This window comes from Paenibacillus xylanexedens, assembly GCF_007680605.1.
GTDB lineage: Bacteria > Bacillota > Bacilli > Paenibacillales > Paenibacillaceae > Paenibacillus > Paenibacillus xylanexedens_B.
Genome location: NZ_VEIO01000001.1, coordinates 1,458,995 through 1,477,283, shown reverse-complemented (window position 1 = coordinate 1,477,283; position 18,289 = coordinate 1,458,995). Strand labels below are relative to the sequence as shown.

Here is an 18,289-nt window from a genome sequence, read left to right as displayed (position 1 = left end):
CCCTTTCTCTCCAGCGCACGTAACAGTTTATTTTATATGGTCTTGATTAAATCACCATTTACCTGCCACACGATTTTGAATGACTTCGGTCATCTTTTTCTCGTAGCCTGCTTTATCCAGCTTGCTAAATTCAGCCATGTAAGCATTCCACAGGTTATCAAAGTTCGAAGGTGCACTCAAAATCATCTCAGGCAAGTACTTGCGCTGTATGTCATCCGATTTGGTGGTGAAAACTTGTTCAGGCGAACCTTGTTCGAGCGCAATAGACCATGCCGGGAACCAAGGACGTTCCTCTGGTTTATTGAACAGCTCACTGAACGTCTTGATCCCATAGGCATCGAGGAATTTTTTGTCCCCTTCCGTATATGTTCCTGCTACAACTTCTGGCTGATTGCCTGGATTAAATGCGTTCCCATCGGACAGAGTCGATTCTCCGCCATAACGCGGCCAGTCATTACTGAAATAGGTAAATCCGAATTTACGGCCAAGCTCCACATCGTCGTGAATTTTACGTTGTTCATCATTCGCATAATAATAGCGCCCTTTTTCATCTACACTGTATGTCTGATCTTTGATCCCCCACTGGATCAGGATCTGATTCTCTTCTTTGAGCAAATTATCGAAATACTTGATGATCCGTTCCGGGTCTTTCGCATTTACGGTAATACCCGTAGCATAGTTGTTTACGAAGCCAGGAGGATCAATGTATTGATCTTTGATGCTTTTGTCGAAGACAATGGGAAGAGGTGCATAGCGCTTCTCATCAATGCCTGCTGCGAGCAAGTTTTTAGTTGCGTCTCCAACCTGCCAAGCGTAGTTAAAATAACCGAGAACACGACCTGAGGTCAGTTTCGCCAAATATTGATCCTTGTTCATTGTGAAGGATTCCGGATCAAGCAAGCCTTTTGCGTTAATTTCATTCAACTTTTTGATCCAGCGTTTCTGTTCTTCCGTACCGGAAACGGTCCTTGCGACATGAGTTTGCATATCTACCATAACGCCGCCGTCGTTAGGATATCCAGCAAGGTGCATGGCTGGATTTTGCAGGGTGAAAAAGTTATTGGCTACGCCAGCAAGAGATACAAACCCGATCGTTTCGGCTCCATCCACTGTCGGGTGTTTCTTCTTATAATCCTCGATCAGATCGAAATATTCATCCAGCGTCGTAATTTTAGGATAATTAAATTCCTTCAATACAGAACGTTGAATCCAGAAAGCCCCCCCGCCAATGTTAGGGCTGCCTGAATACTCACCTTGGTTAGCTGTATATGGCAACGCGTAAATTTTACCGTCTTCAGGATTTCTCATTTTATCGAAGTACGGGCCATACACTTTCTTAATATTCGGACCGTATTTTTCGATCAGATCATCTAACGGAATGTAGGCTCCGGCATCCAGCAATTTTGACATTTCTCCGCTGGAGGCAATGACGTCAGGATAATCTCCGGACGCAATCATCACGCCAGCCTTGGTCGCACTGTCACCGACCAGATATTCCAGTTTAAAATCTACACCTGTCTGCTTCTGCAGTTCTTTACCAATCGTTGTTTCACTTGCCAAAGTATCTTTCTTGCCCGAAGAAAACATGTAATATGAAAATGTAACCGGGCTGTTATCATCTTCTTTTGCTGTAGACGAAGCCCCTGGAGAAGAGCTGCCTGACGAGCACCCGGCCAACAGGGATGCCAGCAATACGGCTAATCCTGTCGTTTTCAAAAGCGGTTTTAACATGTGTTTTGTTCCCCCTTTTTAGTTAAACGGTGTATGTAAGCATTTTCAATATATCAAGATAACGCTTTCACAGTTACCCATCAAAGTGTACATTGTTCTTTAAAAAGTATATCGAACCATCATTTACCTTTCGGGCTCTTCCCCATCTAGTGGGAGCCTGATTTGGATACTCGTTCCCTTGTCTTCCTCTGATTGAATGGAAAAAGAGAATCGATCTTTGTAACAAAGTTTCAACCGGCTATAGGCATTTTTCATCCCAACATGCTCACCTATATCCATATTCTGTTCCAGATATCCTACCAATTCTTTCAATCTCGCTGAGGACATGCCAATACCGTTATCCTCCAGGCAAATATGAAGATTCTGACCCTCCAATTGAACAAAAAGCCGAATAACCCCTTCTCCCGGTGTAGATTCAATGCCATGTATGCTGGCGTTTTCCACAAACGGCAGGATAACCATCTTTGGAATTCGGTACTTTAACGCGACAGGATCAGCTTCAATATAATACTGAAGTTTTTCCCCAAAGCGATATTTCTGGATTTGCAAAAAGCTTTCAATTAGCTCCAGTTCCTCCTTCACGGTCACGTCATGCTGATTCCAGCTAATGGACTTACGGAACATTTTGGCCATATGATGCACAATCTTAGCCGTCTCTTTCTCGCCCTTGATCAGACTCCGCATTCGCACAGATTCAAGCGTGTTAAACAGGAAATGCGGATTAATCTGACTATGTAACGCATGAAGCTGCGCCTGCTGCTGTTTGAGCTCCAGGTCTTTTTTTTGAATATCCGCAAGGTATACTTCATCAATAAGATTCCGAATCGTCTCGGTCATCCGGTTGAATTCGGTTGTCAATTGACCAATCTCGTCCCTTGCATCTTCAGGAGGAATGGTCTGGAAATTTTGTGTTTTTACTTTCTTCATATGTTTGAGAATACGTACCAGCCTAACGTGAATGGAGCGGGACATCGCCGCAATGATAATCGAAGGCAACACGAAATTGATACATGCCAGCCAGACGACGAAGGATCGTGATTTACGAACTTCCTGTAACACGATTTCCTCATCCATCACACCTTGCAGGGACCACCCTTCCAAATAGTTAATGCCAGAATAGAATCGATCAAATCGAATGGTTTTATTGGGGAATTCCAATTTTCCGTACAGCTGTCCAATTGAAACATTCTCTGTGCTCATATCATTCGAGAAGCGAATGTGGCCTCCTGGATCAACCAAATACACTTTGCCATCGAATCCGCTGTTGCGAAACTGCTCTTGAAGTAGATCCATATTAAAGTCAATCTTGAGTAATTGTTCGATACCGCCCGTGCCCTGATTATTTAACCGCTGTACGAGGCTTAACATCTGATCGGTTGCAATCAAGGTTGGATAAGGTACGGCATTATTCTGTAATTGCTTATACCAGCTACTGTTGCGAACCGCTTCATTTAAGCGTTCAATGTATCCTGAGGACAAAATTGTTGGATTATCTGTATACACTTGGTACCAGCGAATGCCTTGACTCAGTTGACCGGAAAACTCTCCTTTGAGATAGGAGTTATATGCCCGAATATACTCCGAGTTACTTTCAAACGAACGAGATAACGTGTCATTAAATACTGGATCAGCATAGAGCGAATAAGACAGACCCACCCCTTGGTCAATCGTTACACGCAATTCGTTTTTCAGGTTGTTTAACGCCATTCCGGCATCACGACTTTTCTGATTACGGATATTAGCTGTGGTTACTTGATAAAAAACGACATTGGTTACAACAATCGGGATGAATACGGATAACACGTACATCAGCAATAATTTATCCCGAAGCTTCATGTAGTTCCATTTCCACCTGATCATTGGGCCCCCCGCTGTCCGTCCTCTTTCAGAAGATTGCGGTAGGTTGTTGGCGTCATATTAACGATTTTCTCAAACTGGGTCACAAAATAATCCGCATTCTGAAATCCGATCCGGGCGGCCACCTCATACATTCGCAGATCCGTCTGGCGAAGCAACTTCTGGGCTTCCTGAATGCGGAGATTGAGCAGATATTCATTAAAATATTGATTGTAGCTTTTACGGAAGAGCCGGCCAAGATAGACCGGATTCATGTAAAACTGGGCTGCAATGCTTTTGAGACTGATATTCTCCTTATAATGGGCATCAATATATCGCTTGATCTTGTTGATGTCTCCTTTGGACTGCTCCAGCCGCAGTTGCGCAATATATTCCTCCGCTTCCTCCAATGCAGCTAAAAATGCAACTTTTAATAGTCGTAAATTCCATCCATCCTGACCTTGCTCGGCTAATAACTTGAGTTTCTGCAATCCTTCGTCCGTGCCTCCCATTTCGTGCACAACCGCGAGTATACCCGTAATGCAGCGCAACAGAGAACCTGTAACAGCCTGGGTAGAAAACCGGCGAGAGTGAAACTTGTTGAACATCTCGTACACAATGTCATGACAAACCTCACGATTTCGCTCTTCCAGGCTTAGAATCAGGGGGTCAACCTCTTGCTGATTTATGTTAAATACGTATAACGCTTTATCCTTCACTTCTGTGTAATGGACAACACTTCCAGGCTCTGCAAATTTATGCTTGTATGCTTCCTCTGCTTCCCCATAAGACCGGGGTGCGTCGCTCATGTCATCAACCAATGTACCTGCATACAAGCCTACATCTGCGCCAAGATGGTCGCTGAGCATGTTTTGAATCCATTGAATCTTCTCGACTACACGTTGTTTTGGTGAGGGTTCCTTCAATAGAACAATCAAGGCAAATCTACCTAGCTGCTCCTCAATAACGTATAGGTTGAACCGATGATCTGCCAACGGATGAAGGATTTCATTAACCTGGTGAAGAGTCACTTTCCGATGCTCTGAACCCGTTTGTAGTTCAAACAGCACAATGATCAATGACGTCTGATGGTCAATACCTAACATTTCTGCATACCGGATCTCATCTTCTTTTCGAATCTGACCCTTAATCATATCTTTTAACATTATTCGGTTGGCTTGTCCTTCCTCTAAAAATACATGTTTTCGCTTATTCTGGATCAGGTTAGCCGCCTTCTGCAGCGTTGCGGTCATTTCTTCGTCATCAATCGGTTTAAGGATGTAATCCTGGACACCGTACCTTATCGCTTGTTGTGCGTATTTGAAATCATGGTAACCGCTAATGATAATAAATACAGGCTCTAGCGTAGGTGACTTGTCAACAGCACGAATGAGCTCGAGTCCATCCAGGATAGGCATTCGGATATCTGTAATTATGACATCGGGACGTAGACACTCTGCCTTATTCAGCGCCTCCAGTCCATTCTCTGCTTCCCCCGCAATCTCCATGCCAAGACTATGCCAATCAATCAGTTCATGCATCCCTTTACGGATATACATCTCATCGTCGACCAGAAGTACTTTTAACATATTATTTGCCCCTTCCCTTCAAGCAAAATCGTTGAATGAAATCAACAAAAAAAGCTATAATCCAATTATAATTAGAAACCGCTTACATTTCTGCGCCTATTTGCACAAGATTGTTACCATTCTATCGTTTGGCGTTTGCAAATTCATTGCGCGAATCGCTGATTTTATTGCGCGAAAGTACAGCCTATAGCCTCATAAAATAAAAAAAGCGAAACGGAGCCGAGTTTAACCCGGTCGTTTCGCTTAAGGAATAGAGATGAATTTCATGCTAAATCCATATCCTTCTAATCAAGAGGTCACTTTCCACTTTTCTCCTTTTAACATGATTGAATCTTGTGCACTCTGGAAATTCAGTTCCATATGTTGATCCAGATAAGAAACGCTGACTTTGCTTGCCTCGCTTGCACGTATGCTGGCATGCAGCAGCTTCCCTTCGTTCCATTCCATATCCACTTCGAATCCGCCGCGCGCTCGCAGCCCTCGAACTGAACCTTTTGGCCATGCCATTGGCAACGCAGGAAGTAAACGAATCTCACCGCCGTGACTCTGGAGTAACATTTCGGCTATACCTGCCGTACCTCCAAAGTTACCATCGATCTGAAACGGAGGATGATCACAGAATAAATTAGGCAGCGTCGAGGAGCGAAGCAGCTCCATAACGTTATCATGTGCCTGTTCAGCCTGCTCCAGTCTTGCCCACATGTTCAGAATCCAGGCCCGGCTCCAGCCCGTGTGTCCCCCGCCATGTTGCAATCTGCGCTCCAGCGTGATCCGGGCGGCAGTTGCTAATTCGGGAGTCGTTTTCGGAGTAATCTGTGAACCCGGATGGAGCGCAAACAAATGTGATATATGTCTATGACCTGGTTCAAGTTCATCATAATCCTTGCTCCATTCTTGGATCTGTCCGTGTTTTCCCACAGCGATATCCGGAATGCGAGTTAGTGCTTCTTGCAACTGTGATGCAAATTCCTGATCTTGTTGCAGCATGTGTGCACTTTCAATACACCGCGTGAACAGCTCCCGAATAATCTGGTTATCCATCGATGCCCCGTAACAAAGTGCACCTGACTCCCCACTATCCAGAATGTAGATATTCTCCGGTGAGGAAGAAGGACAAATCGTGAGACTCCCTTCCGGGTCTTGCACAAGAAAATCCAGAATAAACAAAGCTGCCTCTTTCATCGTTTCATACACTTTTCTTAAAAAATCCTTGTCCCTGCTGTATTCGTAATGGTCCCACAGGTGAAGAGACAACCAAGCGCCGCCCATCGTCCAGAAGGTCGACGTTAGACATACATCCTGCGGAGCAGTATCTGCCCATATGTCAGAATTATGATGTGCTACAAATCCGTTGCAGCCATACATCTTACTTGCAGTTTCCCTTCCTCGAACCTGTAGTCGCTCGATAAAATCAAATAAAGGGATGTGACACTCCGGCAGATTACAACTCTCCGCTGGCCAATAGTTCATTTCCGTATTGATATTAATGGTGTATTTACTGTCCCATACCGGAAGCATGTCTTTGTTCCATATGCCCTGCAGATTGGCAGGTAACGAACCGGGCCGGCTACTGGAGATTAGCAAATATCGCCCGAACTGGAAGTACAAACTTACGAGTTCAGGATCATCACCGCCTGCTCTAAGACGCGCGAGACGCTCATTCATCGGCAGACTCATATAACTGGTATCTGTGTGTCCACCCTCCAGATGAAGATCCATTCGTGTGAACAGCGCCTGATAGTCAGCGATATGATCCTGAAGTAACTGCTCATATGTTTTGGCAGAGGCTACATCTATTCTTCGTAAACATTCCGCCTCCAGGTCTTCCTTGGCATAACGAAAATCGGTGCATGCCGATATTAGCACGGTGGCTGAATCCGCATTTGACAGAGATAGTTGACCGCTCGAATACTGAATCTCTCCTTGTTCGTGCATGACCCGAATCGTACAGCAAAAACGGATCCCCCCTTCTCCCCCGCTTCTGCCCCGGATGATCATATCGCCATTACTGCGTTGTTCGATTCGATCGATCAACGATTGGAACCCGACCGGATGTCTTAGCGCCCCCGACAACGGCGACCAATGTAACACGGAACCTCTGCCAAACAAGGCTGTGAATGATAATTCGCCCGGCACGCTACTAGACAGACGGACTGCCATGACCTGATCAGGATAACTTGAAAAATATTCTCGCTTGTGTTTTGTGTTGCCTGATGTGTACTGAACGCGAGCGATTCCCTGTTCCAAATCAAGATATCTCTGATACCCTGTCGCCTCCTCGTCTGCGTGATGCATGGCCATATAGAAATCACCAAGCGGTTCATAATGTCGTTGTCCATCAGGCACACCAACTAATGAGGTTAGCGCCAGCTCCTCTGCCTGCCGGATCTGACCTTGGAACAGAAGTTCCCTTATGTTATCCAGTGATTGAAGTGATTGCGGGTTGTTCCGCTCCATCGGCCCCCCGTACCAAAGGCTATCTTCATTTAACTGAACTCTTTCCAGATCTGTTCTTCCTAAAACCATACCACCGAGGGTTCCGTTTCCGATCGGAAAGGCTTCCTCCCACTGCCCGGCAGGGTGATCAAACCCAATTTTATTTTTATTTGTATTCATCATTATACCTCCATTAGAGATGCCAAGGTTCACTGTTGCCCGGCAACATGACAAACAGAACTCAATATGACCCGAAATGCAGACTACATCATCAGTTTACTTTGTTTGCCCAGCTTCGTTGAATGAAGAAAACTAACCTAAACCTTCACAATGCTAACCCGTTTGGAGGCATGATCATATCTATTCAATCGCTGGAGGTGACTTGATCCCAGTAGTCACCAACGAGACCTTCGATGATAGAGCCGCTGGCCCACGGCATTAGACAGAACCAGGTGCTTGCCGGCGTACCATCGGCATAAGTCTCCGTAACGAGTCCTTGCGAGTGACAAAAGCGCTCGGACATCCATCCTTTTTTGCCATAACCATATTCACCATCAACACGATTGTAGGTTTGACAGCCCCAAGCGACCGTATCATTCATACGCTGACGGATATAGCCATCCTCACGGTGCTGAAGATAATATAAAAGCTCGTCAACGAGATTGTTCGACATGGGATGAATGTGCGGATTAGCTACAGAAGTGACGCTTCCGCCCGAACTTGACCAGTTCAATGTACTCAGCGGCGGAATCTGCACTGGCGAGTTATAACAAAATTTAAAGCTGAATTCGTAGCTCATGGCGTCTCTGATATGGTTAAGGAACGTCTCCTCACCGGAGAGTGTATGCAGGAAACGGAGAGCTTTGATATATGCCAGAATGCCTTCCGAATCCACTGCTTTATCCGCATCAAGCGGAGCACCGTAACATTCCATCTGTTTCACGTAGGCATTGTAATAATGTGTTTCACTGCGTCTCATTTCCTCCAAATCGGATAACTCATTGGTCAACCAGCTGTAATAAGCTTTCGCAGCGAGGCACCACGCCCCGCTAAAAGCATCGTACTCCAGGCCTGCACCCGTGCGCTCGGACAATATCGTCGGATATTCGCCATCCGCGTTTTTGCTCCGCTCCAGGCGTTCCAGTACTTGCTTCACATAGGCGAGCCAGTCATCATGTCTGATCTGCCTTATGCGGTATTCGTAGTCATAACATTTCAGGATATAAAACATGGCTTGTGCAACGAGATAGGATGAGTGCCCTGGTGTACGCATACCGTCAAACCACCAGCCCTTAATGCTCCATTTTCCATCCTGATAAGCATCATACGGAAGTCCTGACTCCGGATTCATCGCATTTTCGATAATGTTTGTGATGCAGGACAAAGCCTGCTGACGCATGGGTTCATCGTTCTGACGTAATGCTGCAATCAGCATGGGGGTTGCAATGGTCATGCCGTTGGTCCAACTGATCGAGATGATTTTGTTATATCGATAGCCTCCGCTTTCTGTGTCTTCATACACAAAAGTAGAATAGTGACGGTCATCTGGAAGCCAGGCGTAGTCTCGAACGGCAGCGGACATGTCAGATACGGCTGTGCGGATGTCGCTTCCTTGCCTCGGGTGCTCATGGTACTTATGATAGACATGCTCTAATGCAGAATTAATACCTAAGGGCGAAGAGGATTCATAATCATATAGTTCAAGGGTAAACGTTACCGATTCTCCTGCTTCCAACACGAAGACGCTCTCTGCCAAGGCTGAGCGCTCGTGCACAAGTCTTGATTTGATAAACAGCAACGGAGCATTCTCATAACCTAAGGTGTACCCAACGGTGCCTTTCTCGATCGAACATGTGAAACCTCCATATTGTAGAAAAGTACCTGTTTGACCCGGATACCATGGCTGCTTCTGTTCACTATGCATGCTTTCCACCCAATATGGGCTTGCGCTTAGCCCGACAATTCGCCCCTTATCATATACAAGTGCAACCGGATGCGATAAACGATCACTTCGAACCATCCACCAAGGGGATGAAGGGCGGGATGGTTTTCCTTCACGAATTCTTGGAAATTCGTTAGGTACATTTTGGGGTGCTTCTCCCCGATTACGACCATACATAAAGGCAGGCAGAAAAAATCTGGGCTTCTGTTTGTCAAAAGCAAGTTCTACATGAATCACTCCGCTCCACCGTTGACTGTCTTCATTCTTAATGGTAATCTGTGCCTGCTTTGGATCATCTGCACAGCCTGTCCCGGCACTCATATTTACGTCAGCCCGAAGATTATGCGTGCTCATACCGGTATAGGCTGTCCCTTCCTGCCTTTTACTGCGTGCGGTAAAAATCAGTTCCATACAATCCTCCAATTCTGTTTTCCCTGTCCCTTCGGAAAACGCTTGCAAATTTTAAACCAAGATGCTAGGATGGTACCATTTTATAGGTTCAGGTTCGCAATTACATTGCTTAGATCGTGATATTTATTGCGCCAAACGATTAGGAGGCCTTCATGATATGAATGAATCGCTGGAGTACCTGTATGATCCCATTCAGATGGATCTGCTGTATCTGCATCGTGTCACGACCTACAATATGGGCACATTCTACCATCGGCATAATGGGTATGAGCTTTACATTTTTCTTCGCGGCAATGTGAATTTCTATATCGATAATCGATGTCACCATCTGGAGCGAGGTGATCTTATTGTTTTAAATCCAGAAGAAATGCATCGGTCCTTTGCACTCGACAAGAATGAATATGAACGAATCACAATTAATCTGCAAAAATCATATCTTAATCGATTATCCACATCATCTACCAACCTCTCTGCCTGTTTTGATCATCGGCCTAAAGGTAAGGGGAATATCATTCATTTGAATGAAGAGGAGTTAGAGCCATTTCTCAATCTTACAACCCAAGTGGAGCAAATGTTGCTAATCTCAGACTACGGTGCGGATATTATGAGAAATATGCTGATCGCCCGACTGCTTCTCATGACCAATCTGGCTTTTAAACATACGGATTTTGTGCCCTCCGACATTATGCCTGAACTGGTTCGTAATACGATGGACTATATTGAAACGAATCTGACCGAATCTCTAACCCTTCAGCACTTATCAGAAAAACTATTTACCAACAGCAGTTATATCAGCCGTCAATTCAAAAAACATACCGGACTAACGATTCGAAACTATATACTTACTCGCCGGATTGAGCTCGCCCAGATCTGTTTATTGGAAGGTATGAGTATTACCGAGGCCTGTTATCGTTCCGGATTCGGCGATTATGCCAACTTTATTCGCAGTTTTACCAAGATAGTCGGAACATCGCCAGGTAAGTTTCAACGTAAACATTCCACTGAAAAGTGTTAAGACGGAGGATATGCATGGAACTTTCAAAAGGTACCTACGGTTTTCGATTTGCCGAAGATCGTGAACTTGAGCTATGCAAGCTGTATGCAACGGGGAGCGATATCATTACTGATCCATCGTATTACTGGGATGGGCTGGAACGAACGGATGGTCCTCTTCTTTTATTTCAGTACACCCTTGCAGGAGAAGGTATTTATGAAACGAATGACCGTACATACCGTGTGACTCCCGGACAGGCTTTTCTTGCAGAGATCCCGAGCGCTCATCGATATTACTATCATCCAGAGTCTGATGAGCCATGGCAGTTCATCTTCCTACTATTCCGTCCTGATCTCATTCACGCTCATTGGCAGAAGTTTGTGCGAGAAACAGGTGAGGTCGCTTTTCTCCCCATGGATTCTGCTCCCATCCGTCTGCTGCGAATGATTGTAACGGATGCGGCGGCAGGGAGGATAACGGACCCTATGATTGCCTCATCCAGTGTGTATCAGTTCATGACAGAACTTGTTCGGTTACAGACGACAACACGTCATAATCGGGAGAACTGGCCGGAACATATTCAGCAGGCTACGAAGTACATGGAAACCGATTACGCCAGTATGATCAGCGTGGATCAGCTTGCAGAACGTGTTGCCCTATCCAAATACCACTTTATACGCAGATTCTCGGCTAGCACGGGTCTCACTCCAGGTGCCTATCTTACCCGCGTTCGGATCGAGAAAGCGATGGAGTTACTTCGCGGCACGACATTAAGCATTGAACAGATTGCGGTACAAGTGGGATACTCCAGCGGAAGTTATTTTATCAAAGCTTTTCGAGGTTTAACGGGGTTTACTCCAGGGGAGTTCCGAAGCGGCGGCGAAAGCCTAGTGTACCGCAGATTGTTTTTTGACTAACCGCAATATATTGCTATTGATGACTTAACATTACTGTAGATTATTGTATTTTACTTCATTATGATAAATGTGACTGGAGCAATAATTTAAATTACGTTAGGTAAAGGAGCCTTCAAATGGATCATACTCTTGTTGCACCAACACCCCCTCTTGGCTGGAACAGCTGGGACTGCTACGGGGCTGCCGTCACTGAAAAGGAAATTCGCGGTAATGCGGAGTATATGGCTACACACTTGAAAGAATATGGTTGGAGCTACATTACCGTTGATATTCAATGGTATGAACCTCTGGCAAACTCATCACAATACCGCCCTTTCGTTCCACTGATCATGGATGAATACTCACGTCTGATGCCTGCAGAAAATCGCTTTCCTTCAGCTGCGGATGGCCAAGGATTCAAGCCGCTTGCTGATTACGTACACAGCCTTGGACTGAAATTCGGCATTCATATTATGCGCGGAATTCCAAGGCAAGCGGTTCATGCAAATACAGCTCTGTTGGGAACCAACTCCACCGCCCGTGAGATCGCTCACACCAACTCCATCTGTCCTTGGAACACGGATATGTATGGCGTAGACCACAACAAAGAAGGCGCGCAAGCCTATTATGATTCACTGTTTGAATTGTATGCTTCATGGGGTGTTGATCTGGTCAAAGTGGATGATATCGCTGCCTCCAGATTATATGACACACATCAGCCTGAGATTGAGATGATCTCGAAGGCAATCAAACGTGCCGGACGTCCCATGGTATTAAGTCTGTCTCCCGGTCCTGCCCCCGTGGAATACGCTGAATTTTTTGCTGAACAGGCTAACATGTGGCGGGTCACGGATGATTTCTGGGATCAATGGCCTCTTTTGCTGGATATGTTCGATCGCTGCCGTAAGTGGCAGGGCCTTCCTAAGGAGGGATGTTGGCCGGATTGTGATATGTTGCCTCTGGGGCACATTGGTATTCGCTCTGTGGATGGAGGCGGAGCCGATCGGTGGACAAGATTCACTAAGGATGAGCAATTGACGATGATGTCTCTGTGGAGTATCTTCCGTTCTCCTCTCATCTTTGGCGGTGAGTTGCGGGATAACGATGAATGGACGCTTTCCTTGCTGACCAACCGTGAAGTTCTGCGTATGCATCGTGAGAGCCATAGTGCAAGAGAAGTGTTACATCAAGGCGATCTGATCGTATGGACGGCATCTCATGTCGATGGTTCCACTTACGTAGCTGTGTTTAATGTTGGCGAGCAGCCAGCGCTCCCGGTGGAAATCAATCTCAATACAGTTGGTTTATCCCCTTCTGTTGCAAGCCACGGAATTGAATTATGGAGTGGCGATGTGACAGAAGTTAACGAGGATATTTTACGCACGCATGTGCCTTCGCACGGTGTGCGCCTGTACCATTTTGCGTGAAGCACTTCGCCTGAAACGTTCCATAAAGAAGGGGCCTGTCGTTTATGACAGACCTCTTCTTCTCTATTTTTGAAAATCGACGGATTCTAACTATTGGCTCGCATGAGCACCTTCGACTTTATTTAAAACAAACGAGATGATCTATTCATCTGTCCTTCGGATTTACGATCAAAATGCCATCTATACACAAAAGTCATTACCACAACCAATATCGCAAGCACAATAAATAGATTACTATATACAAATGCAGACGTTAGGCTGATAAAAGGGTTGAAACGCATCTGCTGTGCTCCCCCGTCGATGACCTTGCCAAGAACAGTTGTGGATACAGAAGCCGCGATAAAATTAAACATCGACAGTAGTCCCATACCAATGCCGACCTGTTCTTTGGAGAGGGTCTGTGCGATCGTATTAGACAGCGCTATTTGCATATAGGATTGACCAAGGACTGCCAAGACTAGAAAAGATGAAACGAAAAACAATGACACACCGGCAGCAAACGATAGACTTAAGAAGCCGATAACAAGCATCGAGGAGGCTGTATAAATCAAATAGACATTACCTTTCTCATCAGCTAACTTCCCTCCACGTCTTCCAAGTAATGCTGCAATCAGAGCCGACGGTAACATAATTAGACCTGTCAGAGCCGGATAAGCATCATACACATGGGTTAACAGTTGCGGGATAATAAATGGAATGCTAAATCCACATGCGACCAACACAAATGAAATAACCATTCCCCATGTGTAGGAGCGGTTGCGAAAAACAGCTGGTTGCACAAACGGTGATGCTGTGTGGAGAATGCGAAGGATAAACAAGCCTAAAGCTGCAATACCCAGTAGCAAATACCACAAATTTAATTGAGTCAGTGCGAGCAAAATGGCTCCAATGCTTACGGCGAGCAGTATGCCTCCAAGATAGTCCATCTTTTCATAACCTCCCCTTTCATCATTCAAATACTTTCTATAGAAGGGGAGCGTTAACAGCGAAAGTAGCGGAATCGCAAATAGAAACTTCCAATTCAGTGCACTGGATACGAATCCGGCAACAATAGGACCTAAAGCAGATCCCAGCGCGATTCCGATCGCAGAAGTACCGAGTGCCTGACCACGCTTGTTTGGCGGAAAATATCGAACTGGTATAATCATGGCCAGAGCTGGAATGACGGCAGCCCCTGCGGCCTGAATCAGACGTGCCAAAATAATCATAAAATAGGAATTCGAAAGAATTCCCATAGCGGAGCCAGCAGCCAACAATAAGAGTCCAAATGTGATTAAACGTTTAATGCTGTATCGATCTGTTAGCTTCCCGTAAGTGACTGTACCAACGGCGTATACAATTAAATATCCGGTGATGATCCAGCTTGTCTCGGAAGCTGACCGTTCGAATTGATCCCCAATGACGGGTAAGACAACATTAAACATCATTCCGTTCATCACAGAGATGATCAATGTGAAGACAAGCACGCGAAGTAGTGCCTTTTCTTTTCCCGTTGCAGATGCATCCTGGATCTCTAAACTCTCTCTGGTCTTCATCGTTTCCCTCTTTTCCCTATACTGATTGAAAAGTGCATAATATAGACTGTCAGTACTTACTGTCATAATATAACTTAAAATACTAGGGCGTTAGCGCCCTAGTGAACGTCCATACACTTTCGGTAATCACATCTTCTAATGAAAGCCACGGAAAATGCACATGATCCTCCATATGGTTAATAAACAAGCCGTAATTCAGTGCCATGAAGGAGAAAGCCTGTAATTCAGCGTTGATCTGAACCACCTTGCCTTGCTCATGCATCGTTTGCAGATATCGGGTTAAAAGCTCAAGTAACTGCTGGGGATGTTTTATCGTTCGTGTTCTTAACTCCGGCAAATGATTCATTTCCTTCAGACTGATCATGAATAGTTTACGGTTCTTATGCATGATTTCATGATAGGTTTTACTGACCAGCAATAAATCTGAATGCAGATTCCATACCAGCTTTTCCTCAAAAAGTCGTGTCATTTCCGCCGCATAATGATATTCGTCAAATGCGCTCTCGAGCAGATTTTTTTTCGTACCAAAATGGCGAAATAACGTCTTCTCACTTACGCCGGCGGTTAAGGCAATCTCCTGCGTTGTAACACTTTTATATCCCTTTACCGAGATCAGCTCAATCGCCGTTAACATTAACTTCTCTCTTGTGTTCCGTTTACTTGAATTGGACATGAAGCTCTCCTTTTACTCAAATGTCAGTGATCACTGTCATAAAAGAAGGTTACCTTTTGAATCACTCTTTGTCAAGTATTTCAACTCATTTCTGTTCCATTGCCTGCACAGCAAGTTGGAAAGCTCGAATTCTTCTCTCTAGTAAGGTATACTGTGGTGTTCCAGCTACCGACTTCTCCATCATTCGTTTAAGAGAAGGAAGGAGATTGTTCATCACATGACGTGCCTCGGATATCTCCAGGCTGCTATAATGTTGATCAGCTCTCTCATTCCAGGTGTATTCCAATATATACAAACTGACATTTAGCGCATGAAGTCGCTTCTCTATCAACGATGTATTTGCTTCTTTCCCCACCATGTTCTTCAGAGCGTTCTCCGATTTTCGGATCACTGACTGAAAGGCCTCAATGGATTGCCGTTGTACAGTCTCGGATACGGATTCAATCATGGGCAAATACTCCTTTTCATAGGATTTCTAACTGGTATTATTATAGATGTTAGATACAATATATTCACTGTTTCAAGAATCCTATTATATTCCCTTACGGAATCAATGTACAAAACAAAAAAGCCGCATGTCGCGACTTTTTGTTAAACTATAATAAAACCGGGATTAGAGCACCTTTTCCAAAAAGCTGATTGTGCGTTCGTGTTGCGGTTTTCCGAAGATCTGTTCAGGATTTCCTTCCTCAACAATATATCCGCCATCCATAAAAACAACCCGATCCGCTACTTCGCGGGCAAAGCCCATCTCATGGGTAACGATCATCATCGTCATGCCCTCGCTCGCGAGATCCTTCATGACACCAAGTACTTCCCCAACCATCTCCGGGTCAAGTGCCGATGTAGGTTCATCGAACAACATCACATCCGGATTCATCGCGAGTGCGCGAGCAATAGCTACGCGTTGCTTCTGTCCACCCGAGAGCTGGCTTGGAAAGCTCTCCGCTTTATCTGCCAGACCGACACGGTCAAGCAAGCGAAGCGCGGTTTCCCTGGCCTGTTCTTGATTTAATTTGCCAAGTTCCATTGGCGCGAACATAATATTTTTGAGCACACTGAAGTGCGGAAACAGATTAAAGTGCTGGAATACCATGCCAATGTTCTCACGAGCTTTATTAATATCGGTGTCACGACTATTCAAGTCCTGATCATCAACGATCACATGGCCTGCGGTAATGTCTTCCAGACAATTGATGCAACGAAGAAATGTACTTTTTCCCGAACCGGATGGCCCGATGACACATACAACCTCGCCTTCATTAACAGCAATGTCGATGCCTTTCAGCACTTGATTGGAACCGAAGCTTTTCTTCAGACCTTCTACTTTAATTTTAGTCACGGCGAATCTTCACCTCCAGATAATCGGCAAGTCTAGTCAGTGCAATGATAACAATCAAGTACATTACAGCTACCGTTAACCATATGTCAAACGAAGATAACGTTCTGGCAATAATGATTTTACCCGACTGTGTGAGCTCAACCAGCCCGATAACGGACAAGATGGACGTATCCTTCAGCGTAATGACCATCTGGTTAATAAACGAAGGAATCATCACACGAACCGCCTGAGGAATGACAATTTTCATCATCGCTTTGCGATATGGAAGACCTAGTGAACGAGCGGCCTCCATCTGTCCACGATCAATCGATTGAATACCCCCACGGATAATCTCAGTAACGTAAGCTCCCGCATTTAAGCTCAGCGTCAGAATCGCTGCAAGGAACAGCGGCATCGTAAAGCCAAATGCCTGAGGAATACCGAAGTAAATGAAAAACGCGAGTACAAGCAACGGAATACCGCGGAAAATATCAACGAAAACGGTAGCAATGCCGCGCAACACTCTATTACGCCCTACTTTCATAAAGGCGAAGATCAAACCAATAATAAACGCGAAGAATAGAGACATGATTGTGTATAAAAGGGTATTCCCCAAACCTTTCAACAAGGCTGGAAAAGATTTGTATATAAGTTCCATACGTCCCAATTGTGCAACGGAGTCCGCATTGTCACCTATATACTTATCTACAATACGCTTGTATTCACCGCTTTCCTTGATGTTAGCAAGGCCCGCGTTGAATTTCTGCAGCAACTCCTGGTTTTTACCTTTACTTACAGCAAAACCGTAAGGCGCACCTTTTTCGGGTTCTGTAACAACCTTCAGTCCGTTTTTCTGATTCTCCCCGTATTTCAACACAGGGAAATCATCAAAACAGGCTGCGGAATTCCCCGTTTTCACATCATCATACATCTGTGCCGAATCATCAAAAGGTACAATGGTAAACCCATACTTGGATGCGTTCGCTTCAGCAAAACGATAGCCTTCCGTCCCCGTTTTTACAGCTACCTTTTTACCACGGAGATCTTCATAGCTTTTTATCGTATCATTGCTCGCTTTAACGCCCATAACAACGCCTGATTCAAAGTACATATCGGAGAAATCGAATTTGGTTTTGCGTTCATCCGTAATGCTCATACCTGCAATGACGCCATCCACCTGGTTCGATTCCAGTGCCTGAACGGCAGCATTAAATCCCAAGGCTTTGATCTCGTATTTAAAATTCTGATCCTTGGCGATCGCTGCCATGAGATCCATATCGATGCCGACAAAATCGCCGTTAATTTCCTGAAATTCAAACGGTGCAAAAGTAATGTCGGTACCGATAACATAAGTTTTGCCCGGATCCGACTGAGCCTGCACACTTCCCGTCCAACCTGTAAAGCCGGACACCAGAAGCAGCACCATGGTAAGTATAAGTAATGTAATCCTGTTATTCTTCATATGTCCTCCTCGTCTTGACGTCATGCCATACGTATG

The 18,289-nt window shown here is 45.1% G+C and carries 13 protein-coding genes; 3 read left to right on the top strand and 10 right to left on the bottom strand.

The genetic code is table 11. The annotated features are described in order from the left end of the window. Window positions 1-51 precede the first annotated feature (51 nt). The 5 genes from FS818_RS06590 to FS818_RS06570 all read right to left on the bottom strand — a co-directional run bounded on the left by FS818_RS06590 (window position 52) and on the right by FS818_RS06570 (window position 9,945). A complete protein-coding gene (locus FS818_RS06590; RefSeq protein ID WP_145330706.1) occupies window positions 52-1,731 on the bottom strand; it encodes an ABC transporter substrate-binding protein in 1,680 nt (559 codons plus the stop codon). A 123-nt stretch (window positions 1,732-1,854) separates the two neighbouring features. Further along, entirely contained in the window at window positions 1,855-3,591 is a 1,737-nt protein-coding gene (locus tag FS818_RS06585; protein WP_145330704.1) for a sensor histidine kinase, read from the bottom strand. Beyond that, window positions 3,588-5,156 carry a response regulator gene (locus tag FS818_RS06580; protein WP_145330702.1) on the bottom strand — a complete coding sequence of 523 codons (1,569 nt, stop codon included), beginning with the start codon at window positions 5,154-5,156 and terminating at the stop codon, window positions 3,588-3,590. Before FS818_RS06580 ends, FS818_RS06585 begins: the two co-directional genes overlap by 4 nt. 288 nt (window positions 5,157-5,444) lie before the next feature. Then, window positions 5,445-7,775 carry a glycoside hydrolase family 95 protein gene (locus FS818_RS06575; protein ID WP_472924434.1) on the bottom strand — a complete coding sequence of 777 codons (2,331 nt, stop codon included), beginning with the start codon at window positions 7,773-7,775 and terminating at the stop codon, window positions 5,445-5,447. Window positions 7,776-7,956: 181 nt separating this feature from the next. After that, a complete protein-coding gene (locus FS818_RS06570; RefSeq protein WP_145330698.1) occupies window positions 7,957-9,945 on the bottom strand; it encodes a hypothetical protein in 1,989 nt (662 codons plus the stop codon). 157 nt (window positions 9,946-10,102) lie between these two features. Here FS818_RS06570 and FS818_RS06565 point away from each other — a divergent pair, with 157 nt between their 5' ends. The 3 genes from FS818_RS06565 (at window position 10,103) to FS818_RS06555 (ending at window position 13,262) form a co-directional block, all read left to right on the top strand. After that, on the top strand, window positions 10,103-10,960 hold the full coding sequence (locus FS818_RS06565) for a helix-turn-helix domain-containing protein (RefSeq protein ID WP_145330696.1): 858 nt from the start codon (window positions 10,103-10,105) through the stop codon (window positions 10,958-10,960). Window positions 10,961-10,974: 14 nt separating this feature from the next. Continuing rightward, window positions 10,975-11,856, top strand: coding sequence for an AraC family transcriptional regulator (locus FS818_RS06560; protein ID WP_145330694.1), 882 nt, complete (start codon window positions 10,975-10,977; stop codon window positions 11,854-11,856). A 116-nt stretch (window positions 11,857-11,972) separates the two neighbouring features. Next, window positions 11,973-13,262 (top strand): glycoside hydrolase family 27 protein, encoded by a 1,290-nt coding sequence (locus tag FS818_RS06555; RefSeq protein ID WP_145330692.1) that lies wholly within the window; start codon window positions 11,973-11,975, stop codon window positions 13,260-13,262. 122 nt (window positions 13,263-13,384) lie between these two features. Here the strand turns inward: FS818_RS06555 and FS818_RS06550 are convergent, their stop codons facing one another. The 5 genes from FS818_RS06550 to FS818_RS06530 all read right to left on the bottom strand — a co-directional run bounded on the left by FS818_RS06550 (window position 13,385) and on the right by FS818_RS06530 (window position 18,253). Beyond that, complete coding sequence (locus tag FS818_RS06550; protein WP_145330690.1) at window positions 13,385-14,797, bottom strand: MFS transporter; 1,413 nt, start codon at window positions 14,795-14,797, stop codon at window positions 13,385-13,387. A gap of 82 nt (window positions 14,798-14,879) precedes the next feature. Next, window positions 14,880-15,470 carry a TetR/AcrR family transcriptional regulator gene (locus FS818_RS06545; RefSeq protein WP_145330688.1) on the bottom strand — a complete coding sequence of 197 codons (591 nt, stop codon included), beginning with the start codon at window positions 15,468-15,470 and terminating at the stop codon, window positions 14,880-14,882. An 85-nt stretch (window positions 15,471-15,555) separates the two neighbouring features. Next, window positions 15,556-15,918: a hypothetical protein gene (locus FS818_RS06540; RefSeq protein ID WP_313960280.1), complete on the bottom strand. Its 363-nt coding sequence runs from the start codon at window positions 15,916-15,918 to the stop codon at window positions 15,556-15,558. Window positions 15,919-16,083: 165 nt separating this feature from the next. Then, on the bottom strand, window positions 16,084-16,812 hold the full coding sequence (locus FS818_RS06535) for an amino acid ABC transporter ATP-binding protein (RefSeq protein WP_145330686.1): 729 nt from the start codon (window positions 16,810-16,812) through the stop codon (window positions 16,084-16,086). Then, a complete protein-coding gene (locus FS818_RS06530; protein WP_145330684.1) occupies window positions 16,805-18,253 on the bottom strand; it encodes an amino acid ABC transporter substrate-binding protein/permease in 1,449 nt (482 codons plus the stop codon). Before FS818_RS06530 ends, FS818_RS06535 begins: the two co-directional genes overlap by 8 nt. Window positions 18,254-18,289: the final 36 nt, after the last annotated feature.

What these genes read in the sequence shown, in the direction of transcription:
- FS818_RS06590 (WP_145330706.1), bottom strand. Translation starts at nt 1,731, where the DNA reads ATGTTAAAACCGCTTTTGAAAACGACAGGATTAGCCGTATTGCTGGCA.
- FS818_RS06585 (WP_145330704.1), bottom strand. Translation starts at nt 3,591, where the DNA reads ATGATCAGGTGGAAATGGAACTACATGAAGCTTCGGGATAAATTATTG.
- FS818_RS06580 (WP_145330702.1), bottom strand. Translation starts at nt 5,156, where the DNA reads ATGTTAAAAGTACTTCTGGTCGACGATGAGATGTATATCCGTAAAGGG.
- FS818_RS06575 (WP_472924434.1), bottom strand. Translation starts at nt 7,775, where the DNA reads ATGATGAATACAAATAAAAATAAAATTGGGTTTGATCACCCTGCCGGG.
- FS818_RS06570 (WP_145330698.1), bottom strand. Translation starts at nt 9,945, where the DNA reads ATGGAACTGATTTTTACCGCACGCAGTAAAAGGCAGGAAGGGACAGCC.
- FS818_RS06565 (WP_145330696.1), top strand. Translation starts at nt 10,103, where the DNA reads ATGAATGAATCGCTGGAGTACCTGTATGATCCCATTCAGATGGATCTG.
- FS818_RS06560 (WP_145330694.1), top strand. Translation starts at nt 10,975, where the DNA reads ATGGAACTTTCAAAAGGTACCTACGGTTTTCGATTTGCCGAAGATCGT.
- FS818_RS06555 (WP_145330692.1), top strand. Translation starts at nt 11,973, where the DNA reads ATGGATCATACTCTTGTTGCACCAACACCCCCTCTTGGCTGGAACAGC.
- FS818_RS06550 (WP_145330690.1), bottom strand. Translation starts at nt 14,797, where the DNA reads ATGAAGACCAGAGAGAGTTTAGAGATCCAGGATGCATCTGCAACGGGA.
- FS818_RS06545 (WP_145330688.1), bottom strand. Translation starts at nt 15,470, where the DNA reads ATGTCCAATTCAAGTAAACGGAACACAAGAGAGAAGTTAATGTTAACG.
- FS818_RS06540 (WP_313960280.1), bottom strand. Translation starts at nt 15,918, where the DNA reads ATGATTGAATCCGTATCCGAGACTGTACAACGGCAATCCATTGAGGCC.
- FS818_RS06530 (WP_145330684.1), bottom strand. Translation starts at nt 18,253, where the DNA reads ATGAAGAATAACAGGATTACATTACTTATACTTACCATGGTGCTGCTT.